Annotated in this window: 21 protein-coding genes; 11 read left to right on the top strand and 10 right to left on the bottom strand. The window is 62.2% G+C overall.

Annotation, left to right across the window (positions count from 1 at the left end; genetic code table 11):
• Positions 1 to 4 precede the first annotated feature (4 nt).
• From C5F53_RS14335 to C5F53_RS14300, 8 genes are all read right to left on the bottom strand, one after another.
• Positions 5 to 799, bottom strand: a complete 795-nt coding sequence (locus C5F53_RS14335; RefSeq protein ID WP_236635379.1) for a DUF3025 domain-containing protein — start codon at positions 797 to 799, stop codon at positions 5 to 7.
• Positions 784 to 1,824: a dihydroorotase gene (gene pyrC / locus C5F53_RS14330; RefSeq protein WP_105262068.1), complete on the bottom strand. Its 1,041-nt coding sequence runs from the start codon at positions 1,822 to 1,824 to the stop codon at positions 784 to 786. Before pyrC ends, C5F53_RS14335 begins: the two co-directional genes overlap by 16 nt.
• 40 nt (positions 1,825 to 1,864) lie before the next feature.
• The gene (locus tag C5F53_RS14325; protein WP_105262067.1) at positions 1,865 to 2,755 is read right to left on the bottom strand and encodes an amino acid ABC transporter substrate-binding protein; all 891 of its coding nucleotides are present in this window, start codon (positions 2,753 to 2,755) and stop codon (positions 1,865 to 1,867) included.
• Positions 2,756 to 2,863: 108 nt separating this feature from the next.
• Positions 2,864 to 3,838, bottom strand: coding sequence for a LysR substrate-binding domain-containing protein (locus C5F53_RS14320; RefSeq protein WP_105262066.1), 975 nt, complete (start codon positions 3,836 to 3,838; stop codon positions 2,864 to 2,866).
• Between the two features lie 29 nt (positions 3,839 to 3,867).
• Positions 3,868 to 4,425, bottom strand: coding sequence for a hemerythrin domain-containing protein (locus tag C5F53_RS14315; protein WP_236635378.1), 558 nt, complete (start codon positions 4,423 to 4,425; stop codon positions 3,868 to 3,870).
• 175 nt (positions 4,426 to 4,600) lie between these two features.
• On the bottom strand, positions 4,601 to 6,082 hold the full coding sequence (locus tag C5F53_RS14310; RefSeq protein ID WP_161499944.1) for an autotransporter outer membrane beta-barrel domain-containing protein: 1,482 nt from the start codon (positions 6,080 to 6,082) through the stop codon (positions 4,601 to 4,603).
• A 639-nt stretch (positions 6,083 to 6,721) separates the two neighbouring features.
• Positions 6,722 to 7,387, bottom strand: a complete 666-nt coding sequence (locus tag C5F53_RS14305; protein ID WP_201740861.1) for a response regulator transcription factor — start codon at positions 7,385 to 7,387, stop codon at positions 6,722 to 6,724.
• Complete coding sequence (locus tag C5F53_RS14300) at positions 7,384 to 9,219, bottom strand: 7TM-DISM domain-containing protein (protein WP_161499943.1); 1,836 nt, start codon at positions 9,217 to 9,219, stop codon at positions 7,384 to 7,386. The genes C5F53_RS14305 and C5F53_RS14300 overlap by 4 nt, the downstream gene beginning before the upstream one ends.
• On the opposite strand from C5F53_RS14300, the gene C5F53_RS14295 reads away from it, so the two are divergent.
• Positions 9,197 to 10,111 carry an alpha/beta hydrolase gene (locus C5F53_RS14295; protein ID WP_201740860.1) on the top strand — a complete coding sequence of 305 codons (915 nt, stop codon included), beginning with the start codon at positions 9,197 to 9,199 and terminating at the stop codon, positions 10,109 to 10,111. The two genes, C5F53_RS14300 and C5F53_RS14295, sit on opposite strands and share 23 nt — an antisense overlap.
• Positions 10,112 to 10,120: 9 nt before the next feature.
• On the opposite strand, the gene C5F53_RS14290 is transcribed toward C5F53_RS14295, so the two are convergent.
• A complete protein-coding gene (locus tag C5F53_RS14290) occupies positions 10,121 to 10,732 on the bottom strand; it encodes a hypothetical protein (RefSeq protein ID WP_105262062.1) in 612 nt (203 codons plus the stop codon).
• 120 nt (positions 10,733 to 10,852) lie between these two features.
• On the opposite strand from C5F53_RS14290, the gene C5F53_RS14285 reads away from it, so the two are divergent.
• Genes C5F53_RS14285 through C5F53_RS14270 form a run of 4 tightly spaced genes read left to right on the top strand, consistent with a single transcriptional unit; the run spans position 10,853 to position 13,419 of the window.
• Positions 10,853 to 11,197, top strand: coding sequence for a toxin (locus C5F53_RS14285; protein ID WP_105262061.1), 345 nt, complete (start codon positions 10,853 to 10,855; stop codon positions 11,195 to 11,197).
• Positions 11,197 to 11,526 (top strand): DNA-binding transcriptional regulator, encoded by a 330-nt coding sequence (locus C5F53_RS14280; RefSeq protein ID WP_236635377.1) that lies wholly within the window; start codon positions 11,197 to 11,199, stop codon positions 11,524 to 11,526. Before C5F53_RS14285 ends, C5F53_RS14280 begins: the two co-directional genes overlap by 1 nt.
• A 59-nt stretch (positions 11,527 to 11,585) precedes the next feature.
• Entirely contained in the window at positions 11,586 to 12,422 is an 837-nt protein-coding gene (locus C5F53_RS14275; protein ID WP_105262060.1) for an abortive infection family protein, read from the top strand.
• A gap of 16 nt (positions 12,423 to 12,438) precedes the next feature.
• On the top strand, positions 12,439 to 13,419 hold the full coding sequence (locus C5F53_RS14270) for a hypothetical protein (protein WP_105262059.1): 981 nt from the start codon (positions 12,439 to 12,441) through the stop codon (positions 13,417 to 13,419).
• Positions 13,420 to 13,567: 148 nt separating this feature from the next.
• Here C5F53_RS14270 and C5F53_RS14265 read toward each other — a convergent pair whose 3' ends face one another.
• A complete protein-coding gene (locus C5F53_RS14265; RefSeq protein WP_105262058.1) occupies positions 13,568 to 15,439 on the bottom strand; it encodes an ABC transporter ATP-binding protein/permease in 1,872 nt (623 codons plus the stop codon).
• A 41-nt stretch (positions 15,440 to 15,480) separates the two neighbouring features.
• On the opposite strand from C5F53_RS14265, the gene C5F53_RS14260 reads away from it, so the two are divergent.
• The 6 genes from C5F53_RS14260 to C5F53_RS14235 all read left to right on the top strand — a co-directional run bounded on the left by C5F53_RS14260 (position 15,481) and on the right by C5F53_RS14235 (position 21,642).
• On the top strand, positions 15,481 to 15,897 hold the full coding sequence (locus tag C5F53_RS14260) for an acyl-CoA thioesterase (protein ID WP_105262057.1): 417 nt from the start codon (positions 15,481 to 15,483) through the stop codon (positions 15,895 to 15,897).
• A 187-nt stretch (positions 15,898 to 16,084) separates the two neighbouring features.
• Positions 16,085 to 16,981 carry a branched-chain amino acid ABC transporter permease gene (locus C5F53_RS14255; protein ID WP_105262056.1) on the top strand — a complete coding sequence of 299 codons (897 nt, stop codon included), beginning with the start codon at positions 16,085 to 16,087 and terminating at the stop codon, positions 16,979 to 16,981.
• An 82-nt stretch (positions 16,982 to 17,063) separates the two neighbouring features.
• Positions 17,064 to 18,140 carry a branched-chain amino acid ABC transporter permease gene (locus tag C5F53_RS14250; protein ID WP_105262055.1) on the top strand — a complete coding sequence of 359 codons (1,077 nt, stop codon included), beginning with the start codon at positions 17,064 to 17,066 and terminating at the stop codon, positions 18,138 to 18,140.
• Positions 18,141 to 18,159: 19 nt separating this feature from the next.
• Entirely contained in the window at positions 18,160 to 18,987 is an 828-nt protein-coding gene (locus tag C5F53_RS14245) for an ABC transporter ATP-binding protein (RefSeq protein ID WP_105262054.1), read from the top strand.
• Positions 18,984 to 19,781 (top strand): ABC transporter ATP-binding protein, encoded by a 798-nt coding sequence (locus tag C5F53_RS14240; protein WP_105262053.1) that lies wholly within the window; start codon positions 18,984 to 18,986, stop codon positions 19,779 to 19,781. Before C5F53_RS14245 ends, C5F53_RS14240 begins: the two co-directional genes overlap by 4 nt.
• Before the next feature lie 4 nt (positions 19,782 to 19,785).
• Positions 19,786 to 21,642, top strand: a complete 1,857-nt coding sequence (locus C5F53_RS14235; RefSeq protein ID WP_105262052.1) for a long-chain fatty acid--CoA ligase — start codon at positions 19,786 to 19,788, stop codon at positions 21,640 to 21,642.
• The last annotated feature ends 5 nt before the right edge of the window (positions 21,643 to 21,647 follow it).

Genomic DNA, 21,647 nt, shown 5'->3' with positions numbered 1-21,647 from the left:
AAGCTTAGCCCCCACGCTCCGCCGCTCTGCGGGTCGCTGCCCCCCCAGACTCAGGAGCGGGTGGGCGTGGCGCCCGGAATACGCTGGGGTCGGCATAAAACTCGGGCATTGCGTTGTCGGGCCACCAGCCCGGGACGCCCAGCACCGGCAAATGTGCAAACGGCTTGCTGGCCAAGAGCGGCGCCGACAGGGTTTGGGCCAACCAGGCGTCCAGATCCGCTATGGATTCGATAGCTGCTTGCGCAATGAATACATGGGCTGTGATCGGTTTTCTTGGGTAAACCAGCTTTTCCAGCAGCGCGTGGCCAAACAACACCAGCGAGGCCTGGGCCCAGAGCGGGCGCAATCGGCCAAACAGTGCATCCCAGTCCTTGGCCTGCAGGGCCAGCCACAGCGGCTCGGGGGCCACCAGCAAGGCGGCGTTTTCGTCAAACACCGTGAGTGCATCACGCGCCGGGCCGCGCACCGGCTGGATGCCAGTCTGCGCGATCTGCTCGGCCTGCAACTGGTTCAGCTTGCGCTTGGCCAAGGGAAAGTGCAGCCAGCATAGGCCGTTGAAGAAGTCGTGCAGGCCGTCGCGCGTGGGCACGCGGCCAGTGTCAAAGATGTACTGCTCGTAGGCCATGCCCTCGGGCAACTCGGCCTGCGGCACAAACTGCACCGGGGCACGCTGGGTCGCATTGAGGGCCTGCGCCACTGACAGGCCGTCATTCACCTGGGCCGCCAGCCCCTCGCCCACCGCGCGCCAGGGTGCCAGCCACGGCGCAGACCAGTCAATGGCCTCTAAACCATGCGCCACTGCAATGCTTCGCCCGCGGCCAGGGGTTTGAGGGAGGTTTCGCCAAACGCAAAACTCTCAGGGGGCGTCCAGCTTTCGCGCTTGAGCGTGAGGGTGCCGGTGTTGCGCGGCAGGCTGTAAAAGTCCGCGCCATGGAAGCTGGCAAAACCTTCGAGCTTGTCCAAGGCCCCCGCCGCGTCAAACGCCTGGGCGTACAGCTCCATGGCGGCGTGGGCGGTGTAGCAGCCGGCGCAACCCGAGGCGTGTTCTTTCAGATGCGCAGGGTGCGGTGCACTGTCGGTGCCCAGGAAGAATTTATTGCTGCCACCGGTGGCGGCTTGTACCAGCGCCTGGCGGTGCGTTTCGCGCTTGAGCACCGGCAGGCAGTAGTAGTGCGGGCGAATGCCGCCGGTGAAGATGGCGTTGCGGTTGTAGAGCAGGTGGTGGGCGGTGATGCTGGCCGCGGTGAAGCGGTCACTGTCGGCCACGTACTGCGCGGCTTCTTGGGTGGTGATGTGCTCGAACACGATCTTCAGCTCAGGAAAGTCGCGGCGCAGTGGAATGAGCTGCGTGTCGATGAACACGGCCTCGCGGTCGAACAGGTCGATGTCGCTGCTGGTCACTTCGCCGTGCACCAGCAGCAGCAAGCCCGCTTTTTGCATGGCCTCCAAGGTCTTGTAGGTCTTGCGCAGGTCGGTCACGCCAGCATCACTATTAGTGGTGGCACCTGCAGGGTAGAGCTTGGCAGCCACCACACCGGCGTCTTTGGCGCGCGCGATTTCGTCGGCGGGCAGGTTGTCGGTCAGGTACAGCGTCATCAGTGGCTCAAAGGCCATGCCTGCGGGCACCGCGGCCTGGATGCGCGCCTTGTAGGCTAGCGCCTGCTCCGCGGTGGTCACCGGCGGCTTCAGGTTGGGCATGATGATGGCGCGGCCGAACTGGGCGGCGGTGTGCGGCACCACGGTGTGCAGGGCGGCACCGTCGCGCACATGCAGGTGCCAGTCGTCGGGGCGGGTGATGGTGAGGGTGTTGGGGGCGTGCGTCATGGGCACTATTGTCCCAAAACCCGCCAGCCCCTCCGGCGCATCAGAACGGCACAAAGTCGCTGGGGTACTTCCAGAAGTCCTTGAGCAGGTAACTCACGGGCAGGTTCAGCGCTTTGTCGTTGGGCGGAATGGGTTTCAAAAACCACTTGTCGTAAATCGGCTGAATCTCTTTGCTCACGATCAGGCGGCGCATTTCCTCGTCGATGAGTTTTTTGAACTCGGGGTCGTTTTTGGGCAGCATGATGGCCAGCGGCTCGGTGGTGAGGAACTTGCCCACCACTTTCAGGGCCTCGGGCTTGGCGCGGTTGGCGGCCAGGCCATACAGCAACACGTCGTCCATCACAAAGGCATCAGCCTCGCCTTTTTCCACCATTTCCACCGCCTTGGCGTGGTCGGGGGCTTCCAGGATAGTGATGTGCAACAGGCGCTCACGGTTGGCCTGGTCGGCCGCCTTCAGCGGTGTGGTGCCCTTGGTGGACACCAGCCTTTTGCCATACAGGTCTTCAATGCGGTCGACCCGGCTCTCGGCACGCACCAGCATGCGCGCGCCGGTGATGAAGTGGGGAATGGTGAAAGCGACCTTTTGGCGCCGTTCGGCGTTGTTGGTGGTGGAGCCGCACTCCAGGTCGGCCTTGCCGGTTTCGACCATGGCAATGCGGTTGGCCGGTGTCACCTGCAAAAACTCCACCGGCATATTTTTGGCGCCGGTTTTCTTGCGCACCGCCTCGGCCAGCTTGAGGCACAGGTCTACCGCGTAGCCCACGGCCTCTTTTTTGCCGTCCAGGTAGGAAAAGGGAATGGACGACTCGCGGTGCGCCACCACCAGGGCCCCACCCGCAGCAACACGCTCCAGCACACCCGCGCGGCCTGCGCCAGAGGCCAGGACGGCCAGACCCACCACGCCCAGCAGGCGCCACACATTTTTTTGCATACAGACTCCAACGACCAAGGTTGCCCGAAGCTGGCGACTCTAGCCAGCCCCTAGTCCCGCTGCCAATGCCGATTGCTTGGCGCGGCATGCAAAAACGGAATGCAACTTCTATGCCGCGGTGCCTTGGGTCAGCAAATAGTCCCACAGCGCCTGGGCCGAGCCCTTGGGTGTCCGGGTCTGGGCGCGCTGGGCCGCGCTCAGGCCGCGGGCGGCCTCGCGGCTGGAGATGCGCTCACGGTAGGCGCGCACCTCCATGGTGATTTGCAGACCCTTCATGTGGGCAGGCAAGGCGCTCACCAGCTTCTTGGCACGCAAGTCTTTCTTGACCGCGCTATGGGGCAGGAACGCCACGCCGTGGCCTTCCAGCGCCATCGCCTTCAGGCCCTCGGCCATGTCGGTCTCGTACACCCGGTCGAAGTGGATGGCCACGTCGGCTTGTTTGAGGATCAGCTCCACCATCTGCCCCAGGTAGGCGCCGGGCGCGTAGCCCAGGTAAGGCAGCGGCTGCCCCACCTTGCCAGGCAGGGTGAACAGCGGGCTGCCATCGGCGTCGGGTTTGGAATACGGCGCCAGCACCTCTTCGCCCAGGCTCACCATCTCGTAGCGGTCGGCATCTAGCTGGTAGGGCTGCGAGGGGTGGTGGTAGGCGATGAGCAGGTCGCAGCTGCCTTCCACCAGGCGCATCACGGCGTCGTGCACATTGAGGGCGATGAGCCGGCTCTTGAGCGGGCCAAACTTCTCGCGCAGCTCGGACACCCAGGCCGGGAAGAAGGTGAAGGCCAGTGTGTGCGGCACAGCAAACTCCACCACGTCCTGCGCGGCAGTGGTGTGGCCACGCAGCATGGCGCGGGTGCTTTGCAGGGCCTGCAGCACTTCCAGCGACTGGTCGTAAAGGGTTTCACCCGCCGGGGTCAGGCGCGTGGGGTAGCTGCTGCGGTCCACCAGATCGGTGCCCGCCCAAGCCTCCAGCGACTGGATGCGCCGCGAGAACGCGGGCTGGGTAACGTGGCGCAATTGCGCGGAGCGGCTGAAACTGCGGGTCTCAGCCAGAGACACAAAGTCTTCAAGCCATTTGGTTTCCATGGGGCGCGATTATGCGCGGAATGCATGGATTACGCAGGCGGCAGCGTTGGCCGCACGCCGCGGCGCACCATCATGTCCTCGGCCATAGCCCGCACGGCGGCGCCCGACAGGGCTGCCTGCGCTGCCGGGTAGGCCAGCCCTTCTTCATGCAGGATGTGTTGCCCATACAGGGCGGAGAACTGGTCCAGCTGGGCGATTTCGGTGGCATCCAGGGTGCGTGTGCCCGTGGTGTCGTCGGCAACGGCCTGCAGCACGGCGCGGGCCTGCACCCAGCCGGCTTCCATGGCGCGGTGGTCTTGCATGAGCTGGCGCACCAGGCTGCGCAGGGCGGCATCGGCCCCCAGCAACAGGGGCGGGAACACATGCAGCTCCTCGTCCTGGTGGTGCAGCGGCGCGGCCACGTCGAAGTAACGCAGCACATCGCGGGCGGCCTGGCGGGCGTTGTCGTCGCAGCCCACATCCTGCAGGTGCTGCTGCAGACGCGCCATCAGCGCCAGGCTGCGCTGCACCCGTTCGTGGCAGGCCTGCAGCATCTCAAACGGTGCTTCAAAACCAGCTTGGGGGGCGGGGTGGGCTAGCAGTGCCATGGTGGGGAGTGTAGCCGCCAGGCCAGCCCCCCCAAAGCATTCAAATACTCCTATTTTCATAGCTGCTTGCGCAGTATCCGCAAGGGCTAGGGGCCTAAAACGCTTTTAAACTGGTGGTTTAAACCTCTGCACCGCCAGCGCACCTTGGCTGGCATGGTCTGGTTGCCGACCCGGGTCAAAACGCCCAGAGCAGCTTGGTCGACAAGGTCTGGTTGAGGAACTGCTCACGCTGCTCCGCGTCGTAGCGGCCCGTGACTTCAAAACCACGGCCGTCCTTGTAGACCACGCCCGCGCCCACCTGTGCGAGCCACGGGTTTTGCGCCATGCCGTTGGTCGTAAACGCGGCGCCCGGTGCGCCGGCGAAGGCGGCGGTGATGCTGCTGCGCTTGTTGATGGTGTCGTAACCCAACCCTGCGCTGGCCACCAGGCTCGTGCGTGTGCTGAGCTTGTGGTCAACGGCCACATCGGCCCCCAACACCAGCGCATCGGTAGAGCGGCCGTCTACCGCCAGATTCAGCAGCCCTGCACCGGTCTCGGTGTAGCTGCTGTCCTTGATCCAGGTGTAATCCGCACGGATGGACGGCACGACTGTGGTTTGTGGATTCATCGCATACGCACGGCTGCCGCGCACACCCGCATGCACCGTCTGGCTGGTGTAGCTGGCCTGTGCCACGCGGGACGCCAGCGGAATGTCGCGGCTGGCGGTATTGTTGTTTTGGCCGATGTCCATCTGCACGCTGACCGCGGTGCGTTCGTCCAGGCTGTAGGTGCCGTAGCCAATGAACTGGTAAGCGTCTACGTTCAGGGTCTGGGGGGCTGCGGCGGAGTTGCCGTCCACCTTGCTGTGCGCCGTGGCAAAGGCACCGCCTACGCGCCACTGGGGCGAAATGCTGCCGTCCACGCCCAAGGCCACACCGCCGGTCGTGGCCTTAAAGCCGGAGACACCGCCCAGATCACCCTGCTTGGCGTAGGAACCAAACGGTTTGATCCAGAAGTTTTGGTTGCTGAACTCATCACCCGAAGACAGGCCGCTGGTGGCGGCGATGCGCGACTGCACGGTCTGGTTCATGCCAAACAGGATGGTTTGGGCAGCGGCCGTGGAGCCACCGGTCAGCAAGGGCAAGCTCTGCGAGGCGGCATCGGAATACTGCTGTGTGGTGCTGATGCCGGTGAACAGCGCATTGATGTTGGTATTGGCGTCCAGTACCGCAGCGGCTCCGCCAGCGGGGGTGTTGGCCAGTGCGGTGGTTGCGCTGGCGTAGGTCACCGTGGGGGCGACAACTCCATTTCCGACCGCCAGATCCCATGCTGCGCCGTCATAGTGCAGCGTCCAGCTATAGGTAAGCCCACCGGATACGAAGGTTCCCGTTTTGTCCGTCGTGTTGTTAAACGTCGAGCCACCGGACTTGATGATGACATCCTGGTAGGTGGTACTGGCAGTCACAGCAGACCCGGTAGCGATACCGTAATTGATCGTACTGAAATCCCATGCGGTGTTGTTGACCAATTCGAGCGTTCCGAATGTGGTCGTATTGACGATGTAGATGTTGTAAGTAACGGGCGCACTGCCCTCGTATTTCAAACCGACTTGCCTGTTGTTCAGCGTAGTAATGGTGCCGACATTCCAGATGCCGGAACCTCCAGAGATAGCCCCCATATTCGTAAGCGTCGTGATCGTTCCGTAGTTATGAATGCCTCTCCTAGTTCCGCTAATCGAACCGGCATTGGTGAGTGTCGTGATCGTGCCTTCATTGGAGATGCCATAACTAGTCCCACCACTCCCCTCAATCATCGCGCCCGCCTGGTTGTTGAGGCTAGAAACACTGGCCACATTGGTCAAAGCGATGCCGCCCCTAAAACCAGCCGTCGACTTAAGGGTGCCTGCGTTTGTAATGGTGACGCCAGTTGCCGTGACGTTGACTCCATTGGAGCCAACGACAGTTGACGTAATGTTCCCGGTCGAAGTAGTCGTGACACTATCACCGTTAGTTTCGAGTGAGCAGTTATCCGTACCCACCTGCGTCGCGCTGATGGTGGTCGACGCTGTCGTGCAGACATCTGCCGCCATAACAGCAGGCGCAACACCCGACATAAGCAAAGCCGCCGCCCAGGCGACGGGGGTGGGGTTGCGACGCCAATGGGGAGATGTGTATTTTGTCATGTGCTGCATCCAACGCTAGTTAACTGGAGCAGACACGGTACGAAACACCGAAGATTGAAACTGACGAATCCTGACGTGCGCCTCGTTGCTATTTTTTTGATAGCTTCTCGCGCACAACTGACGGTAGCTAGAGCGCTAAATGGCCACCAACCGCACGCAGAGCTGGTAGCCCTGGCTGCGAATGGCCTTGACGGGATGTTCCCCGGCTCCAGCCTGCACCAGCTTTTTGCGCAGGCGGGTGATCTGCGCTTCCAGGGTGTTTTTCTTCAGATCTTCGGACATGGCCATCAGTTGCCAATGGTCCAGCCGCTGCTCGGGCGCGCGGGTAAAGGCGGCCAGCAGTCCCGCCTCCAGCGCCGACAGACCCACCACCTGCTGAGCGCCCCGCAGCGTCAGCGCGGCCTGGTCCAGCAGCAGGTCTGCCATGTCGGGTTTGGGGTGTTTGATGCGCCGGGCCAGGGCCAACACGGCGGCACCCAGCTCTTCCACCGACGTGGGTTTGGTGAGGTAGATATCGGCCCCGCTGTCGTAACCGGCCAGCTTGTCGGTGATCTGGTTGCGTGCGGTAAGCATGATGATGCCCACGTGGGGCTGCGCCGCACGAAAACGCCGAGCCAGGCTGATGCCGTTTTCGCCGGGCAGGTTCAGGTCCAGCACCAAGAGGTCAATGGGGCGCACGCCAATCTCGTCTACCAGGGCTTCGGCGCTGTCGGCACCGCGCACGTCGTGGCCCATGCCGCGCAGCGACTTGACGGTGATCTCGCGCAGGGCATCGTGGTCTTCCACCACAACAATGTTCAAACGGGTATCCATACTTCGAAACGAACCTCATCGTTAACGGGCGCATAACGCACCCAGCCGCCAAGCAGCTGCAGCATGCCGAACACCAGGTACAGCCCCAGGCCGGAGCCGGTCTGGCTGTAGGCACCGGCACTGCGGTAGTACTTGGCAAACACACGGGTGGCATCGGGCATGCCGGCCGCGCCCGACGCGTTGGCCACACACACGCCCACACCGGCCCGCCCTCCATGCGTCTGCGGCTGCGCGGTGACCCGCACCGTGCTGTGCGGCGCGGCGTATTTGAGGGCGTTGTCCAGCAGGTTGCCCAGCGCCATGCGCAGCAGCGGGTAGTCGGTCTGCACCAGGGGCAGGGCCTGGCAAGTGATGCGCAAGCGCTGCGGCGCCTGGCTGGCCAGTTGCAGCTCGTCCAGCAAGGCATCCACCTGGCAAGGCTGGCGTTGGGGTGTGAGCTGGCCCTGCTCCAGGCGGTCGGCCTGCAGGCTACGCTCCACAATCGCGTCGATGTCCATCACCGAGCGCTGCGCGCCCTGCCGGTCGGCTGGGCTGATGTCGGGCAGGCCCAGCGTCATGCGTATGACGGACAGCGGTGTCTTGAGCTCGTGGTTGAGCATGGCCATGAAACGGTTTTGCTGCTCACGCAGACCCTGCTCGGTGCGCAGGGTCTGCTCCACCCGCACCAGATCCAGCTTGACAAGCGCGCCCTCGCGCTGCAACTGGCGCGAGCGCAACTGCAACAGCACAAACATCAGGCACACCGCCACCAAGCCATGCAACAGCGTGGCCTGCAGATTCCACTCAATCGCCTGCACCCAGCCCAGCAGCGCCAGCATGGACAACAACAACGACAGCGCGTAGAGCAGGTACATGGTGCGCAACACACGTCGCCCGGGTGGGGCATCGCGGCGCGCCAGCAGCGCCACCACCACCAGCAAGGGCGCGGCGGCCAGCACACCCAGTGCATTGATCTGCAGCCCGGCACGCACCTGGCCACTGGCCATGACCGCCAGCGCCAGCGGAAACACCAGCGCCAGCAGGTCGAGCGCACGCAGGGCCAGGCGCGGCGGATCAAACAGCGCCAGCACGGCCCGGTTGACCCGCAGGCTGATGAACGCCATGCCACACAGCAGCCCGGAGGTGATGCCGTCCAGCGCACCCGGAGGTGCCGTGGGCCACAGCAGCGCCACGTAGCCCAGCAGGGTCAGGTTGTAGGGCACATAGGCCACCAAATACAGCACGAACCACAGCAACACCCGGTCGCGCTGCGTGCGGTAGTTGACAAGCACCACCGCAAGCAGCCCGACCATGAAGCCGATGTAGGAAAGCTGAAACAGGTTGAGCCGCAGCTCGCGGGCTTCGGCCTCTTGCGGCTGCAGCGCTTCCACGTTGAGCAGTGTGGCGCTGGTGGTCTGCACGCGCAGGTAGTAGGTGGTTTGCGGCGCGGTGGGGTGCACGGTAAACCCCAACGTCACGGCCGCGCGCTCCCGCGCCGGGAACGGCACACGGTCACCCGTGGTGCGCACCTTCCAGCCGCCGCCTGGGGCAGGCTCAAACAGCGTCACCGTGTCAATAAAGGTGGGGCGGATGCGCAGCACCAGCTCGTCACCCTGCGTGGGCGCACGCACCACCAGGCGCAGCCAGTGCGCAGAGTCGGTATACCCTTTGGTGAGAATTGGGCCCACGGGCTGGAAGTCTGCGCGGGTCGCCGCATCCACAGAAAGCGTGCCAGTCGGGTCTTCCAGCACGGCACGGGACACCATGAAATCTTCGCATAGGGCCACGGGAGAAAATGCCAGACTGGCTACACACACCATGAACACGAAGAATGAACGCATGGGGCGCATCCTAATGGACCCGCCCGGCACGCACTGGCAACAAGGCTTGCGGGCGGGCCTGGTGTGCGCCGTGCTGGCGCTCACGGGCTGGATCACCGGCTGCGCCCCGCTGTCGGGCGAGAGCCGCTGGCAACGGGCAGATGCGCTGGCTACCCAGGCGCGCTGGCACCCGCAGCGTATCGTGACTGCGCCTTTTGTACTGCGCGCCTATGTGCCGCAGCAGCGCGTACGCGCCGATACCCTGACGGTCTACATCGAAGGTGATGGTCTGGCCTGGCTCAGCCCGACCGAGATCTCTGCCGACCCCACGCCGCGCACACCCGTAGCACTACAAATGGCGTTGCGCCACCCGAATGCAGCCGCAGCCTACCTGGCGCGCCCCTGCCAGTACGTGGCCGCGGCCGATGCGCAGCACTGCGACCCACGTTTTTGGACCAGCGCCCGTTTTGCCCCCGAGGTGGTACAGGCCACCGACCAGGCGCTGACCACGCTGATGCAGGACGTGGGCGCACGCCAGTTGGTGCTGGTGGGTTACTCGGGCGGAGGTGCGGTGGCCGCGCTGGTGGCGGCACGGCGCAAGGACGTGTTGCGCCTGGTCACCGTAGCCGGCAATCTAGACCACGCCGCATGGACACGCTGGCACAAGGTAACGCCCTTGTCCGGCTCGCTGAACCCGGCCAACGAATGGGAACGGCTGCGCGATGTGCCACAAATTCACTTGGCGGGCGCGCTGGACACCGTGGTGCCGCCACCGCTGACCCAGGCGTATGTAGACCGCTACCCCGCAGGCCAACGGCCGCAACTGCGCGTGTTACCCGGGCAGGACCACAGTTGTTGCTGGGCCAATGCCTGGCCAGTGCTGGCAGCGCAGGTGTTGCCCCCGCCCGATTAACAGCGGCCCCTAGCCCAGATTTCCACGCAGCAGGGCTTCGTACCGTGTGCGGGTGGCGGGCGCCACCGACTCCAACACCTGGGCATACGGCGTCTTGTGCCGCGCCAGTAGCCGGGCCGAGGCCACCGCCTTGGAACGGCAATACCAGTGGCAGGTGTGTTGCATCAAAAACAGTTCGGCCGACAAGGTAAACGCCTTGGCCTTTTGGCTGCGCTGGTTGCGGTTCTCCACCGCGTCGGCAATCGCCTGGGCGTGGATTGCAAAGGCCTGGCGCAGGTCAAACGTGGCCGCGGGCAGGAGCGTGGTGGCAAACGGCAGGGCCACGGGCAGCTTGCTGACCCGGGTGAGCGCCGCGTCCTCGCCCGCAAACTCGGCCGCAAAGGCCTGGAACTGGTCGCGCAGCTTGACCTCCTGCGCATCCAGAAAACTCCACACCTGCGCCTGGCGCTCGGCATCGGCTTCGCCCAACGCGCGCAGGTAACCCTCGGTCAGGCCTTCCATGAGTTTTTCGATGTCGTAACGCGACAGATGGCTGCCCAGCAACACGATGCGCTGGCGCTGGTCGCGGGTTTTGAGCACCAACACGCCAATCACCAGCGCGGCAAAAATCAGAAGGTCCATGGGGAGAAAGAATCAGACAAGCAGGCGGCGAAATAGCCGGCGCAGAGTGTACGCGGCAACGAATCAACCTTAGAAATCACCGCAACACATATATACGCAACTAACGTACAATTTATCCGCATGAAAGCGACCTTTGTTGAGCTTCCGCCTTTCGAGCGGCACCGCAAAACCTATCTGGATGACGATGCCTACCGCCTGCTGCAGCAGGAGTTGATGGCCAATCCCGAAATGGGGGATGTCATGGAAGGCACGGGTGGCTTGCGAAAGCTGAGGCAACCAGACCCGCGGCGGGGCAAAGGTAAACGTGGCGGCTTGCGCGTCATTTATTACTGGTGGCTGGGTGGCGACCAGTTCTGGCTGTTTACCGTGTACGACAAAGACGAAGCCGACGACTTGACCCCGGCGCAGCGCAAGATACTGAAGCAGTTGTTGAAGACCGAGTTGGAACAACGTCACCCCAAATAATGGAGCAGACCATGACAAAAAAACGCGACATCTTTGCTGAATTGACCGAAGGGCTGGACGCGCTGAAATCGCAGCGCGAAGGCAAGGTCACCCTGCGCACCTTCAAAGCGGAAAGCAAACCCGCCCCCGTGCTGTCCCCACAAGACGTACTCGACGTCCGCGAAAAACTGCACCTCTCACGCCCGGTGTTTGCACGCTACCTGCGCACCAACCCGCGCACGCTGGAAAACTGGGAACAAGGGCGAGCAAAACCCAATGCGCAGGCGGCACTGTTGATTCGAATGGTGGCGCAGTTTCCGGATATGGTGCAGAGACTTGAGGCGGTTTAAAAAAACTGTCCGAGCAGCATTGCATTCATACCGACATTACGCTGAACCAATACTGTGATATGCCGAATATTCCTATTACTGATACGGTTGTACATGCATTTGCCCAGTTGGTAGACGACTCGGGCAACAACGGAAGCTATCGAGAGCCGTCGCATTCGGACATCGAATTTCAAGTCAATGTTTCTGGGTTGACGAGTTTCGATCCCAAGCAACAGGGGCAGCTGATAGGGAAGGCCAAGCGGGTCAGGGCTGTGTTGTACGAGGCAATGACAGCAAATCCCATCGCCGCCTCCCAGTTCGCCATGGGCCTTCTGGGGAAGATTCGTGCATGTGGCGGCTTCCGCGCTGGTGCACCAAACTTCGTTGGCTCCGAGACAATCGCGAACGCCAAGTCGGCCTGCGATAGCGTTGGCTTTGTCCTCGCAGACGACGGGACGCTTGCCCCCAAAGTACTCGCATCTCTTCGTGGCCAGGAACTGACAGATGCACTGTTGGGCTACGCACGGCGAGCACAACAAGGCGCAGAGGATGCGGCCCTTGTGGCTGGAACGAGCAAGGACCTTCTTGGGGCAACTGCAGCCCACGTGCTCATGACAATGCGGGGCAGCTATCCCACGGGTGCTAACTTTCAGGCTTTATTGGGCATGGCGTTCATCGCGCTAGACCTTGCGGTACCGGAGATACCTGAAACTCAGGGCGAGTCGCCTGTCCGCTCTATGGAGCGAGGCCTGTTCGCCACCGCGCTCGGTGTTAACCGCGTCCGGAACAAGCAGGGCACTGGCCATGGGCGACCATGGCTACCGACGCTCACAGATGCTGAGGCCAAGGCCGCGATTGAGTCTGTTGGCACGGTCGCCAGCTACTTGCTAGCAAAGTTGGTGACACACCGAAGGTAGTCTCTACCATCACGCCATGATTGACCTGCTTCCCGTCCTAGTCCAAGCCACTGCGACAACGCGATTGCAGCTGAAGCAGTGGTTCGCTCGCTATCCAGCTGGCATGCCTTGGTCAGTGGTCTCGGACTACTGCATTGGCGACGTCAATAAGGGGAACGATGTTTTCAGCTTTGTAGTCGTCGCCCCGCATGACAAGGCCGAGAACATCTGTGAGTACATAGCCAAAACGGCACCCAAGGATCTGAAGAACACGAACAAGGTTCCGCTCGGCCTGGTTCAGTACCTGACCTGCGAGATACCTGTGACGTTTAGTGTCTCGTTCGTCATGAGCCGGGAAAATGCGCTTCTGCGCGACTACCTGAGCGTAGAGGCTATGAGCGCGCTAGCCACCGGAGCAATATCCTTCTTGGAGGACCGCCTTTCGCTCTACCAGGATGCGCGCGACATCGACTTTCACCGGAGCGCCATCAAGCGATTGCAGGCCTTCGAGCGAGACCTGGGTCACAAGGGCGTGAACGCGAAGTTGGCCAGGCAGATTCATCTGACAGCCGCGATGGTGGCGACCCTCTGCAACATGCTGAACCAGGCAGTGTGTGCCAGGGCAATCCGTTGGATTTCTGATAGAGATGCACTCTTTGAGCGCCATGACGCAGTGGTAACTGATTTGGCGTACGTGTATTACCTGACCCAGGCAATCGAGTTCGCAACACCTGAGCAGCGGGAGGCTCAGAATCTTGGCGCATCTCTGGCCACTCTTGGCTTTGAGATTCCCGAGAAGACCGGCAAGCACCGCTTCGACGAGCTAGTCAGGCTCCCGGACTACCTTGCTGGAACGCTGGCCGACCTAAACAGCGAGACCATGGCCGTATCCAGGGACAAGTTCGACGTCCTGCTGAACAACGTCTTCGTCAACTCAAAGAACAATTGGTTGGTTCAACTGCTGTCAACCGGCGAGCGAATAACGGCGCGCTCGGCCCTGTTTTGCGGCGGGAACTAGCAGCGGCAACGAAAAGCGCAGATCTCACTCGAGACTGACAACAATAACTATCAGTGCATCCGGTGTTCAGCAATAAACACGAATGCTTATATTTTCATAGCAGCTTACGCAATATCCACGGGCGCTAGAGGCCTAAAAAACCCTCAACTCACTCCGCACTTTGCTGCAGTGCCCACATCGCCGCATACCGACCGTTGGTTGCCAGCAGTTGGGCGTGGGTGCCGCGTTCGATGATGTGGCCGGCGTCCATCACCAGTATCTCGTGCGCGTCCACCACGGTGGAGAGGCGGTGGGCGATGACCAGGGTGGTCTTGTTCTGCGACACGCCTTGTAATTCAGCCTGGATGGCGCGCTCGTTGGCGCTGTCCAGTGCGCTGGTGGCTTCGTCAAAAATCATCACGGGCGGGTTCTTCAGCAGCGTGCGGGCAATCGCCACGCGCTGCTTCTCGCCACCGCTGAGCTTCAGGCCGCGCTCGCCGACCATGGTGTCGTAGGCCTTGGGCGCTGCGGCAATGAAGGCGTGGATGTGGGCAGCCTTGGCAGCGGCTTCCACCTCGGTGCGTGTGGCGCCGGGGCGGCCGTAGGCAATGTTGTATTCCACCGTGTCGTTGAACAGCACGGTGTCTTGCGGCACGATGCCGATGGCCTGGCGCACGCTGCTTTGCGTGACCTTTTTGATGTCCTGCCCGGCAATAGTGATGCGGCCCTGCTGCACGTCATAAAAGCGGAACAGCAGGCGCGCCAGCGTGGACTTGCCCGAACCGCTGGGACCGACCACGGCCACGGTTTTACCGGCCGGAATCTCGAAACTGATGCTGTGCAGGATGGTGCGCGCTGTGGTGCCCGCAGCAGCAGCGCTGCCGGCCGGGTCGTAGCTGAAGGTGACGTTCTCAAAACGCACGGCCGCATCTGCGCCACTGGCGGCCAGCTGCAAGGGCTGGGCGCCGGGCACGTCGGCAATCTCGCGTTCGCGCTCCATGAGCGTGAACATCTTTTCCAAGTCGGTCAGGCTTTGTTTGATCTCACGGTAGATCACGCCCAGAAAGTTCAGCGGAATGTAGAGCTGGATCATGAAGGCGTTAACCATGACCAGGTCGCCCAACGTCATGCGCCCGTCCACCACGCCCTGCGTGGCACGCCACAACATGGTGACCAGGGCCGCCGCGATGATGAGCTGCTGTCCGGTGTTGAGCAGAGAGAGCGTGGTCTGGCTCTTGACGGCGGCGCGGCGGTACTTCTCCAGGTTTTCGTCGTAACGCTGGGCTTCAAACTCTTCGTTGTTGAAGTACTTCACCGTTTCGTAGTTCAAGAGCGAATCGATGGCGCGGCTGTGGGCCGTGCTGTCCATGTCGTTCATCTTCTTGCGAAACTGCGTGCGCCACTCGGTCACGGTGATGGTGAAGGCGATGTAGACCACCAAGGCCACGATGGTGATCCAGGCAAACCAGACGTCGAACTTGACCGCCAGCAACGTCAGCACCAGCGTTACTTCGATCAGCGTGGGGATGATGCTGTAGAGCGAATAGCTGATGAGCGAATGCACACCGCGCGTGCCGCGCTCGATGTCGCGTGTCATGCCGCCGGTCTGGCGCTCCAGGTGGAAACGCAGGCTCATGGCGTGCAGGTGGCGGAATACCTCCAGGCTGATGCTGCGCGCCGCGCCCTCGGTGGCCTTGGCAAACACCAACTCGCGCAACTCGGTGAACAGCGAGGTGGACAGGCGCAGCGCGCCATAACCCAGCAGCAGTGCCGCGGGTACCACCAGCAGCGCGGTGGGGTCGCCGGGCTTGAGCGTCATGGCGTCCACCAGGTTTTTGAGCAGCAGCGGCACGCCCACGTTGGCCATCTTGGCGCCCACCATGAAGGCCAGCGCGGCGATCACGCGCCATTTGTAGATCCACAGGTAGGGGAACAGGCGGCGCAGCGTGTCCCAGTCAGACTTGGGGGGCACCGCGGCCGCGGCACCCGTGGCAGAGGTGTGGGCCAAGGGGGCGGCAGCGGGAAGACCTGAGGGGCGCATGGGGGACAATCCGGGATAAGTTTCAAGTCAGGATTGTGCCCATGTCTACCAATACCAGCCCGTTGCTCGTTCAATTACCCACAGACCAGGAGCTGGTGCTCAAAGTCATTCCCATGCCCGGCGACTGCAATGCCAACGGCGACATCTTTGGCGGCTGGGTCATGGCCCAGGTCGACCTGGCCGGCTCTGTGCTGCCGGCGCGTTACACCCAGGGCCGCATGGCCACGGTGGCGGTGAACGAGTTTGTCTTCAAGCAGCCGGTGCGCGTGGGCGACATTTTGAGTTTCTTCAGCAAGGTCAGCCGCATTGGCCGCACCTCCATCACCGTGAAGGTGGAGGTGTATGCCGAGCGTTTTCGCAGCCAGGGGCAGTACATCAAAGTCACCGAAGCGTCATTGACCTATGTGGCCATTGACGACAACGGACAGCCCCGCGAGATCCCGGTTCGCACCCTATAACGCTACATTTTTAGTAGCTGTTTGCGCAATATCCACGGGGATTACAGGCCAATTCTCCTTAAATTCTGCGTGGCCCATTCCTCGCAGCCGATAGCCCCACGCTAAGGGTCTACGAGATCAGTGAGAACCCTATCGGTAAAACAGGGGGCTCCCGCTATAACCGAACTGCACAACACGAGGAGGCAAGGTGCAGTTCCTTCAATTGCTGATCAGCGGCGTCGCACAGGGGTGCATTTACGGCCTGATCGCACTGGGCTTCGTGCTCATTTACAAAGCGACCGAGACCGTCAGCTTCGCCCAGGGTGAGCTGATGATGCTGGGCGCCTTTGGCGGCCTGGTGGGCATGACCATGCTGGGCTTCCCCTACTGGGTGGCGGTGCCCAGCGCCATCGTGGCCATGGCGGTGTTCGGCATCCTGCTGGAGCGGGTGGTCATCCGCCCCATCCTGGGACAACCGGCTTTCTCCATCGTCATGCTGACCATCGGCATTGGTTATGTGGCGCGCGGCCTGATCACCATGATCCCCGGCATTGGCACCGACACCAATGCCTTGCCCGTGCCCTACAAGGACGAAATTCTCAAATTTGGTGGCAACGAGATGGGCATTGGGGCACTGGTGCTGAACGTGGAGCACCTGGTCATCATCGGCGCCACCGGCATTTTGTGTGTGTTGCTGTTTGCGCTGTTTCGCTACAGCAAGGTGGGGCTAGCCATGCAGGCCGCCTCGCAAAACCAACTGGCCGCCTACTACATGGGCATTCCGGTGCAGCGGCTCAACGGCATGGCATGGGGCTTGGCAGCGGCGGTGGCGGCTATTGCCGGCATCCTGCTGGCGCCCATTACCTTTGTGCACGCCAACATGGGCTTTATTGGGCTCAAGGCCTTTCCGGCCGCGGTGGTGGGTGGTTTTGGCAGCCTGCCCGGCGCCATTGTGGGCGGGCTGGTGATTGGCCTGGTGGAGTCGTTTGCCGGCTTCTACCTGCCCGACGGCTTCAAGGACACCGCGGCCTATGTGGTGGTGCTGGTCATGCTGATGGTCAAACCCAACGGCCTGTTTGGCGAAAAACTGCGGAAGAAAGTATGACCCCCACGTTTGTCACTGCGTGTACTGCACTGCCCCCCAAGGGGGCCTATTCCCCTAGGGGCGGCCCGTCGGGGAATTAAATATGCGTTTCATATTCAAGACTGACTATGCGCAGGACATCAAGCTTGCCAAACATGGCGGGCATGTGTTCTGGTACAGCGTGCTGGCGGCTTTTTTGCTGGCCGCGCCCTGGCTGCTCACCGAGTACAGCCTGGCCCAGCTCAACCTGGTGCTGATCTACGCGGTGGCCGGGCTGGGGCTGATGCTGCTGGCCGGGTTTACCGGGCAGTTCTCGCTGGGGCATGCAGCCTTTTTGGGCGTGGGTGCGTATACCCAGGCTTACCTCACCGGGGTCGGCCTGCCCTTCTTTTTGTCGCTGGGCGTCTCGGGCTTTTTGTCGGCACTCATCGGCATTGTGGTGGGCTTGCCCGCGCTGCGGCTCAAGGGCATTTACCTGGGCATGGCCACATTGTCCTTTGGCTTCATCATCGAAGAGGTGTTTGCGCGCTGGGAGTCGGTCACCGGCGGCAACGCGGGCAAGTCGGTCGCGGCCATCAAGCTGCTGGGTTACGACCTGGGCAGCGGTGCCGGTTTTTACTTTGTCTGCCTGCTGGTCACCGTGGTCTGCACGCTGGGCATTCTGAACCTGCTGCGCGCACCCACGGGCCGGGCCTTTGTGGCGATCCGCGACTCCGAAATCTCGGCACAAAGCATGGGCATCCACCTGGCCTATTACAAGACGCTGTCGTTCTCCATCTCCGCGGCCCTGGCCGGCATGGCAGGGGCGCTGTACGCGCACAACCTGCGCTTCATCTCGCCCGACCAGTTCAACCTGATGCAGTCCATCGACCTGCTGCTGATGATTGTGATTGGCGGCCTGGGCTCCATTCACGGCGTGTTTCTGGGCGCCATCTTCCTGATCATCCTGCCGCAGGGCATCTCGGCGGTGAAAGAGTTTCTGCCCGATTTCATTGGCCAGGCGCCAGGGCTTAAGAGCGTGATCTACGGCAGCATGCTGATCGCCTTTGTGCTGTTCGAACCCATGGGCCTGTACGGCCGCTGGCTCAAGGTGCGCACCTATTTGCAGATGTTCCCGTTCTACCGCAAGGGCATGTTCAAGCGGCAGAAATCGTTCCAAAAGTCAGATCGCTTGAAATGACCCCCACGCTCGCTTTCTCATGACCCCCGACACCCTACTTTCCGCCAACAACCTCAGCGTACGCTTTGGCGGCGTGCTGGCCGTCAACGGTGTGTCATTTGACGTCAAGCAGGGCGAGGTTTTCACCCTGATTGGCCCCAACGGCGCCGGCAAAACCACAGTGTTTAACCTGATCAGCCGCATCTACACGCCAACCACAGGCGACATCGACTACCTGGGACCCCAGGGCCCGCTCAAGCTCACAGCGCAGCCGCCGCAGGATGTGGCCTCGCTGGGCATTGCGCGCACCTTCCAGAACATCGAGCTGTTTGAACATGCCAGCGTGCTGCACAACCTGCTGATTGGCCGCCACACGCACCGTCGCACGGGGCTGTGGCAAGACCTGTTTTTCACCTCCGCCGTGCGCGAAGCCGAACTCCAGGCCCGTGAAAAAGCGGAAGAAGTGATCGAGTTTCTGGACCTGCAGCACCACCGCGATGCACTGGTGGCCGGCCTGCCCTATGGCGTGCGCAAGGTGGTGGAAATGGCGCGTGCCCTGTGCACTGAACCCAAACTGCTGCTGCTGGACGAACCGTCCAGCGGTTTGAACGTGGAAGAGACCGATGACATGGCCTTTTGGATCCAGGACATCAAGAACGAGCTGGGCATCACCGTGCTGATGGTGGAACACGACATGAGCCTGGTGTCCAAGGTGAGCGACCGCGTGTTGGCCATGAACCAGGGCGAGGTGCTGGCCATGGGCACACCGCGCGAGGTGCAGGCAGACCCCGGCGTAGTGGAGGCCTACCTGGGCTCCATCGACGATGTGTCGTCGCTGCGCCGCCAAAACACCACGGAGGCCGCATGAGCACCCAGCCGCCCCCTATCAGTGACCAACCGGTGCTCAAGCTGCTGAACGTGGAGAGCGCCTACGGCCCCATCAAGGCCATCCGCGGCGTGAGCCTGCAGGTGCGCCGTGGCGAGATTGCCACCGTGCTGGGCAGCAACGGCGCGGGCAAAACCACCATCCTCAAGACCATCTCCGGCATCATCGACCCGCGCAAGGGCTCGGTGGAGTTCAAGGGTGAAGACATCACCGCCAAAGATCCGTCCTACATCGTGGAAGAAGGCCTGAGCCACGTGCCCGAGGGGCGCGAGGTGTTCCCCCTGCTCAGCGTGCGCGACAACCTGCTCATGGGCGCCTACACGCGTGCGGACCGCGACGGTGTGGCCAAGGACATCGAAACGGTGTACGGCTACTTCCCCATCCTCAAAGAGCGTGCCACCCAGGACGCGGGCCTGCTCTCGGGCGGGCAGCAGCAGATGCTGGCCATCAGCCGCGCGCTGATGGCCAACCCCGACCTGATCCTGCTGGACGAACCCAGCCTGGGCCTGAGCCCGAAGCTCACCAAAGAGATCTTCGAGATTGTGGTGCGCATCAACCGCGAACGCGGCACCACCATCCTGCTGGTGGAGCAAAACGCCAACATGGCGCTCAACGCCTCGGACTACGGCTATGTGCTGGAGAACGGCCGTATCGTCATGGAAGACACCTGTGCCCACCTGCGCGAGAAGGACGACATCAAGGAGTTCTACCTGGGCATGAAGGAAGACGGCGTGCGCGGCGAGCGGCGTTGGAAGAAAAAGAAAACATGGCGGTGAACACATGAGCGGACTTTGGGACACCTCACACATTCAACCGCGCAGTGACATCGTCATGGCGGGTGACACCATTCCTGCCATGTTCTGGAACGCGGTGGCGCAGCGCGGCCCGAATATCTGGATGCGCCAGAAGCACCTGGGTCTGTGGCGCAGCTGGACCTGGAACCAGACCGCCGACGCCGTGCGCGAGATTGCTGGCGGCCTGATGAGTTTGGGGTTTCAGAAAGGCGACACGGCTTCGGTGCTGGCCAACACCGTGGTGGAGTGGGTCTGGGCAGACCTGGGCGTGTTGTCCGCCGGTGGCGTGTCCAACGGCGTCTACCCCACCGACGCGGCCAGCCAGGTGCACTACCTGTGCGAAGACTCCTCCACCAGCATCCTGTTTGTGGAAGACGACGAACAACTCGACAAGGCGCTGGAGGTACGTGACCAGTGCCCCCAACTGCGCAAGATTGTGGTGTTTGACATGGAAGGCCTGCGCGGGCTGGATGACCCCGGCGTGATCAGCCTGGACGCGCTGCGTGCCTTGGGCCGCGCCTACAACGCCACCCATCCGCAGGCGGTGCAACAGCGTGTGGACGCCTGCAAACCGCAAGACCTGGCGATTCTGGTCTACACCTCGGGCACCACGGGCAAACCCAAAGGCGCCATGCATTTGCACCAGGGCTTGGTCTACACGGTGCGCGGCTTCAATACCCTGATTGCCCAAAGCGACCAGGACGAACGCATGTGTTTTCTGCCGCTGTGCCACATTGCCGAACGCATGGGCGGCGAATACTTCGCGCTCTACACGGGTGCCAAGCTCAACTTTGTGGAGAACCCCGAGACCATCCCCGAGAACGTGCGCGAGATTGCACCCACGGTCTTCACCGCGGTGCCGCGTGTGTGGGAAAAGTTTTACTCGGGTGTGATGATCGGGCTCAAGGAGGCCGGCTTCATCCAGCAGGCGGCCTACGGCTGGGCCATTGGGGTGGGCACGCGTATTGCGGACCGGGTGCTGGCGGGCCAGCCCGTGGGTGGCTGGCTGAAGCTGCAGTTTCGTGTGGCGCAAGTGCTGGCGCTCAACAATGTGCGCAAACTCATTGGCATCCACCGCGCGCGTTACCTGGTCACCGGGGCGGCCCCCATCTCGCCCGACCTGGTGCGCTGGTACCTCGCTTTGGGCGTGCCCATGCTGGAGGTCTGGGGTATGACCGAGACCTGCGGCGCCTCCACCGGTGTGCCGGCCAACAAGATCAAACCCGGCTCGATTGGCCCTGCTGCGGGTTTTAACGAGGTGAAGCTGGACCCGGCCACCGGTGAAATTCTGGTGCGTGGCCACAACGTGTTTGCCGGCTACCTGAACTTGCCAGAGAAGACTGCCGAAACCCTCACGGCGGATGGCTGGCTGCACACGGGTGACGTGGGGGTGGAGGACGAAGACGGCTACTTCCGCATCACCGACCGCATGAAGGACATCATCATCACCGCGGGTGGCAAAAACATCACGCCCAGCGAGCTGGAGAACGACCTGAAGTTCTCGCCCTACATCACCGATGCGGTGGTGATTGGTGACAAACGCGCCTACCTCACGGTGATTGTGATGATCGACCAGGAAAACGTGGAGAAGTTTGCCCAGGACGCCGATGTGCCGTTCAGCAACTACACGTCGCTGACCCGCGCGCCTGAGGTGCAGGCGCTGATCCAGGCCGAGCTGGACCGGGTGAACAAGAAGTTTGCGCGCGTGGAGCAGATCAAGAAGTTCTTCCTGCTGGAAAACCAGCTCACGGCAGAAGACGAGGAACTCACCCCCACCATGAAGCTCAAACGCAAGCTGGTGGAGAAAAAATACGAAGCCCAGATCGAGGCCATGTACCGTTGATTGCG

It is taken from the genome of Rhodoferax sp. TS-BS-61-7, assembly GCF_002943465.1.
Taxonomy (GTDB): domain Bacteria; phylum Pseudomonadota; class Gammaproteobacteria; order Burkholderiales; family Burkholderiaceae_C; genus Allorhodoferax.
Note: the sequence above shows the minus strand (reverse complement) of the source record. Positions and strands in the feature narration are given on the sequence as shown.

Coding starts and splice junctions, on each gene's coding strand:
- pyrC (WP_105262068.1), bottom strand. CDS start 1,824: ATGACGCACGCCCCCAACACCCTCACCATCACCCGCCCCGACGACTGG.
- C5F53_RS14325 (WP_105262067.1), bottom strand. CDS start 2,755: ATGCAAAAAAATGTGTGGCGCCTGCTGGGCGTGGTGGGTCTGGCCGTC.
- C5F53_RS14320 (WP_105262066.1), bottom strand. CDS start 3,838: ATGGAAACCAAATGGCTTGAAGACTTTGTGTCTCTGGCTGAGACCCGC.
- C5F53_RS14315 (WP_236635378.1), bottom strand. CDS start 4,425: ATGGCACTGCTAGCCCACCCCGCCCCCCAAGCTGGTTTTGAAGCACCG.
- C5F53_RS14310 (WP_161499944.1), bottom strand. CDS start 6,082: ATGGGGGCTATCTCTGGAGGTTCCGGCATCTGGAATGTCGGCACCATT.
- C5F53_RS14295 (WP_201740860.1), top strand. CDS start 9,197: ATGAACACGAAGAATGAACGCATGGGGCGCATCCTAATGGACCCGCCC.
- C5F53_RS14300 (WP_161499943.1), bottom strand. CDS start 9,219: ATGCGTTCATTCTTCGTGTTCATGGTGTGTGTAGCCAGTCTGGCATTT.
- C5F53_RS14290 (WP_105262062.1), bottom strand. CDS start 10,732: ATGGACCTTCTGATTTTTGCCGCGCTGGTGATTGGCGTGTTGGTGCTC.
- C5F53_RS14285 (WP_105262061.1), top strand. CDS start 10,853: ATGAAAGCGACCTTTGTTGAGCTTCCGCCTTTCGAGCGGCACCGCAAA.
- C5F53_RS14280 (WP_236635377.1), top strand. CDS start 11,197: ATGGAGCAGACCATGACAAAAAAACGCGACATCTTTGCTGAATTGACC.
- C5F53_RS14275 (WP_105262060.1), top strand. CDS start 11,586: ATGCCGAATATTCCTATTACTGATACGGTTGTACATGCATTTGCCCAG.
- C5F53_RS14270 (WP_105262059.1), top strand. CDS start 12,439: ATGATTGACCTGCTTCCCGTCCTAGTCCAAGCCACTGCGACAACGCGA.
- C5F53_RS14265 (WP_105262058.1), bottom strand. CDS start 15,439: ATGCGCCCCTCAGGTCTTCCCGCTGCCGCCCCCTTGGCCCACACCTCT.
- C5F53_RS14260 (WP_105262057.1), top strand. CDS start 15,481: ATGTCTACCAATACCAGCCCGTTGCTCGTTCAATTACCCACAGACCAG.
- C5F53_RS14250 (WP_105262055.1), top strand. CDS start 17,064: ATGCGTTTCATATTCAAGACTGACTATGCGCAGGACATCAAGCTTGCC.
- C5F53_RS14245 (WP_105262054.1), top strand. CDS start 18,160: ATGACCCCCGACACCCTACTTTCCGCCAACAACCTCAGCGTACGCTTT.
- C5F53_RS14240 (WP_105262053.1), top strand. CDS start 18,984: ATGAGCACCCAGCCGCCCCCTATCAGTGACCAACCGGTGCTCAAGCTG.
- C5F53_RS14235 (WP_105262052.1), top strand. CDS start 19,786: ATGAGCGGACTTTGGGACACCTCACACATTCAACCGCGCAGTGACATC.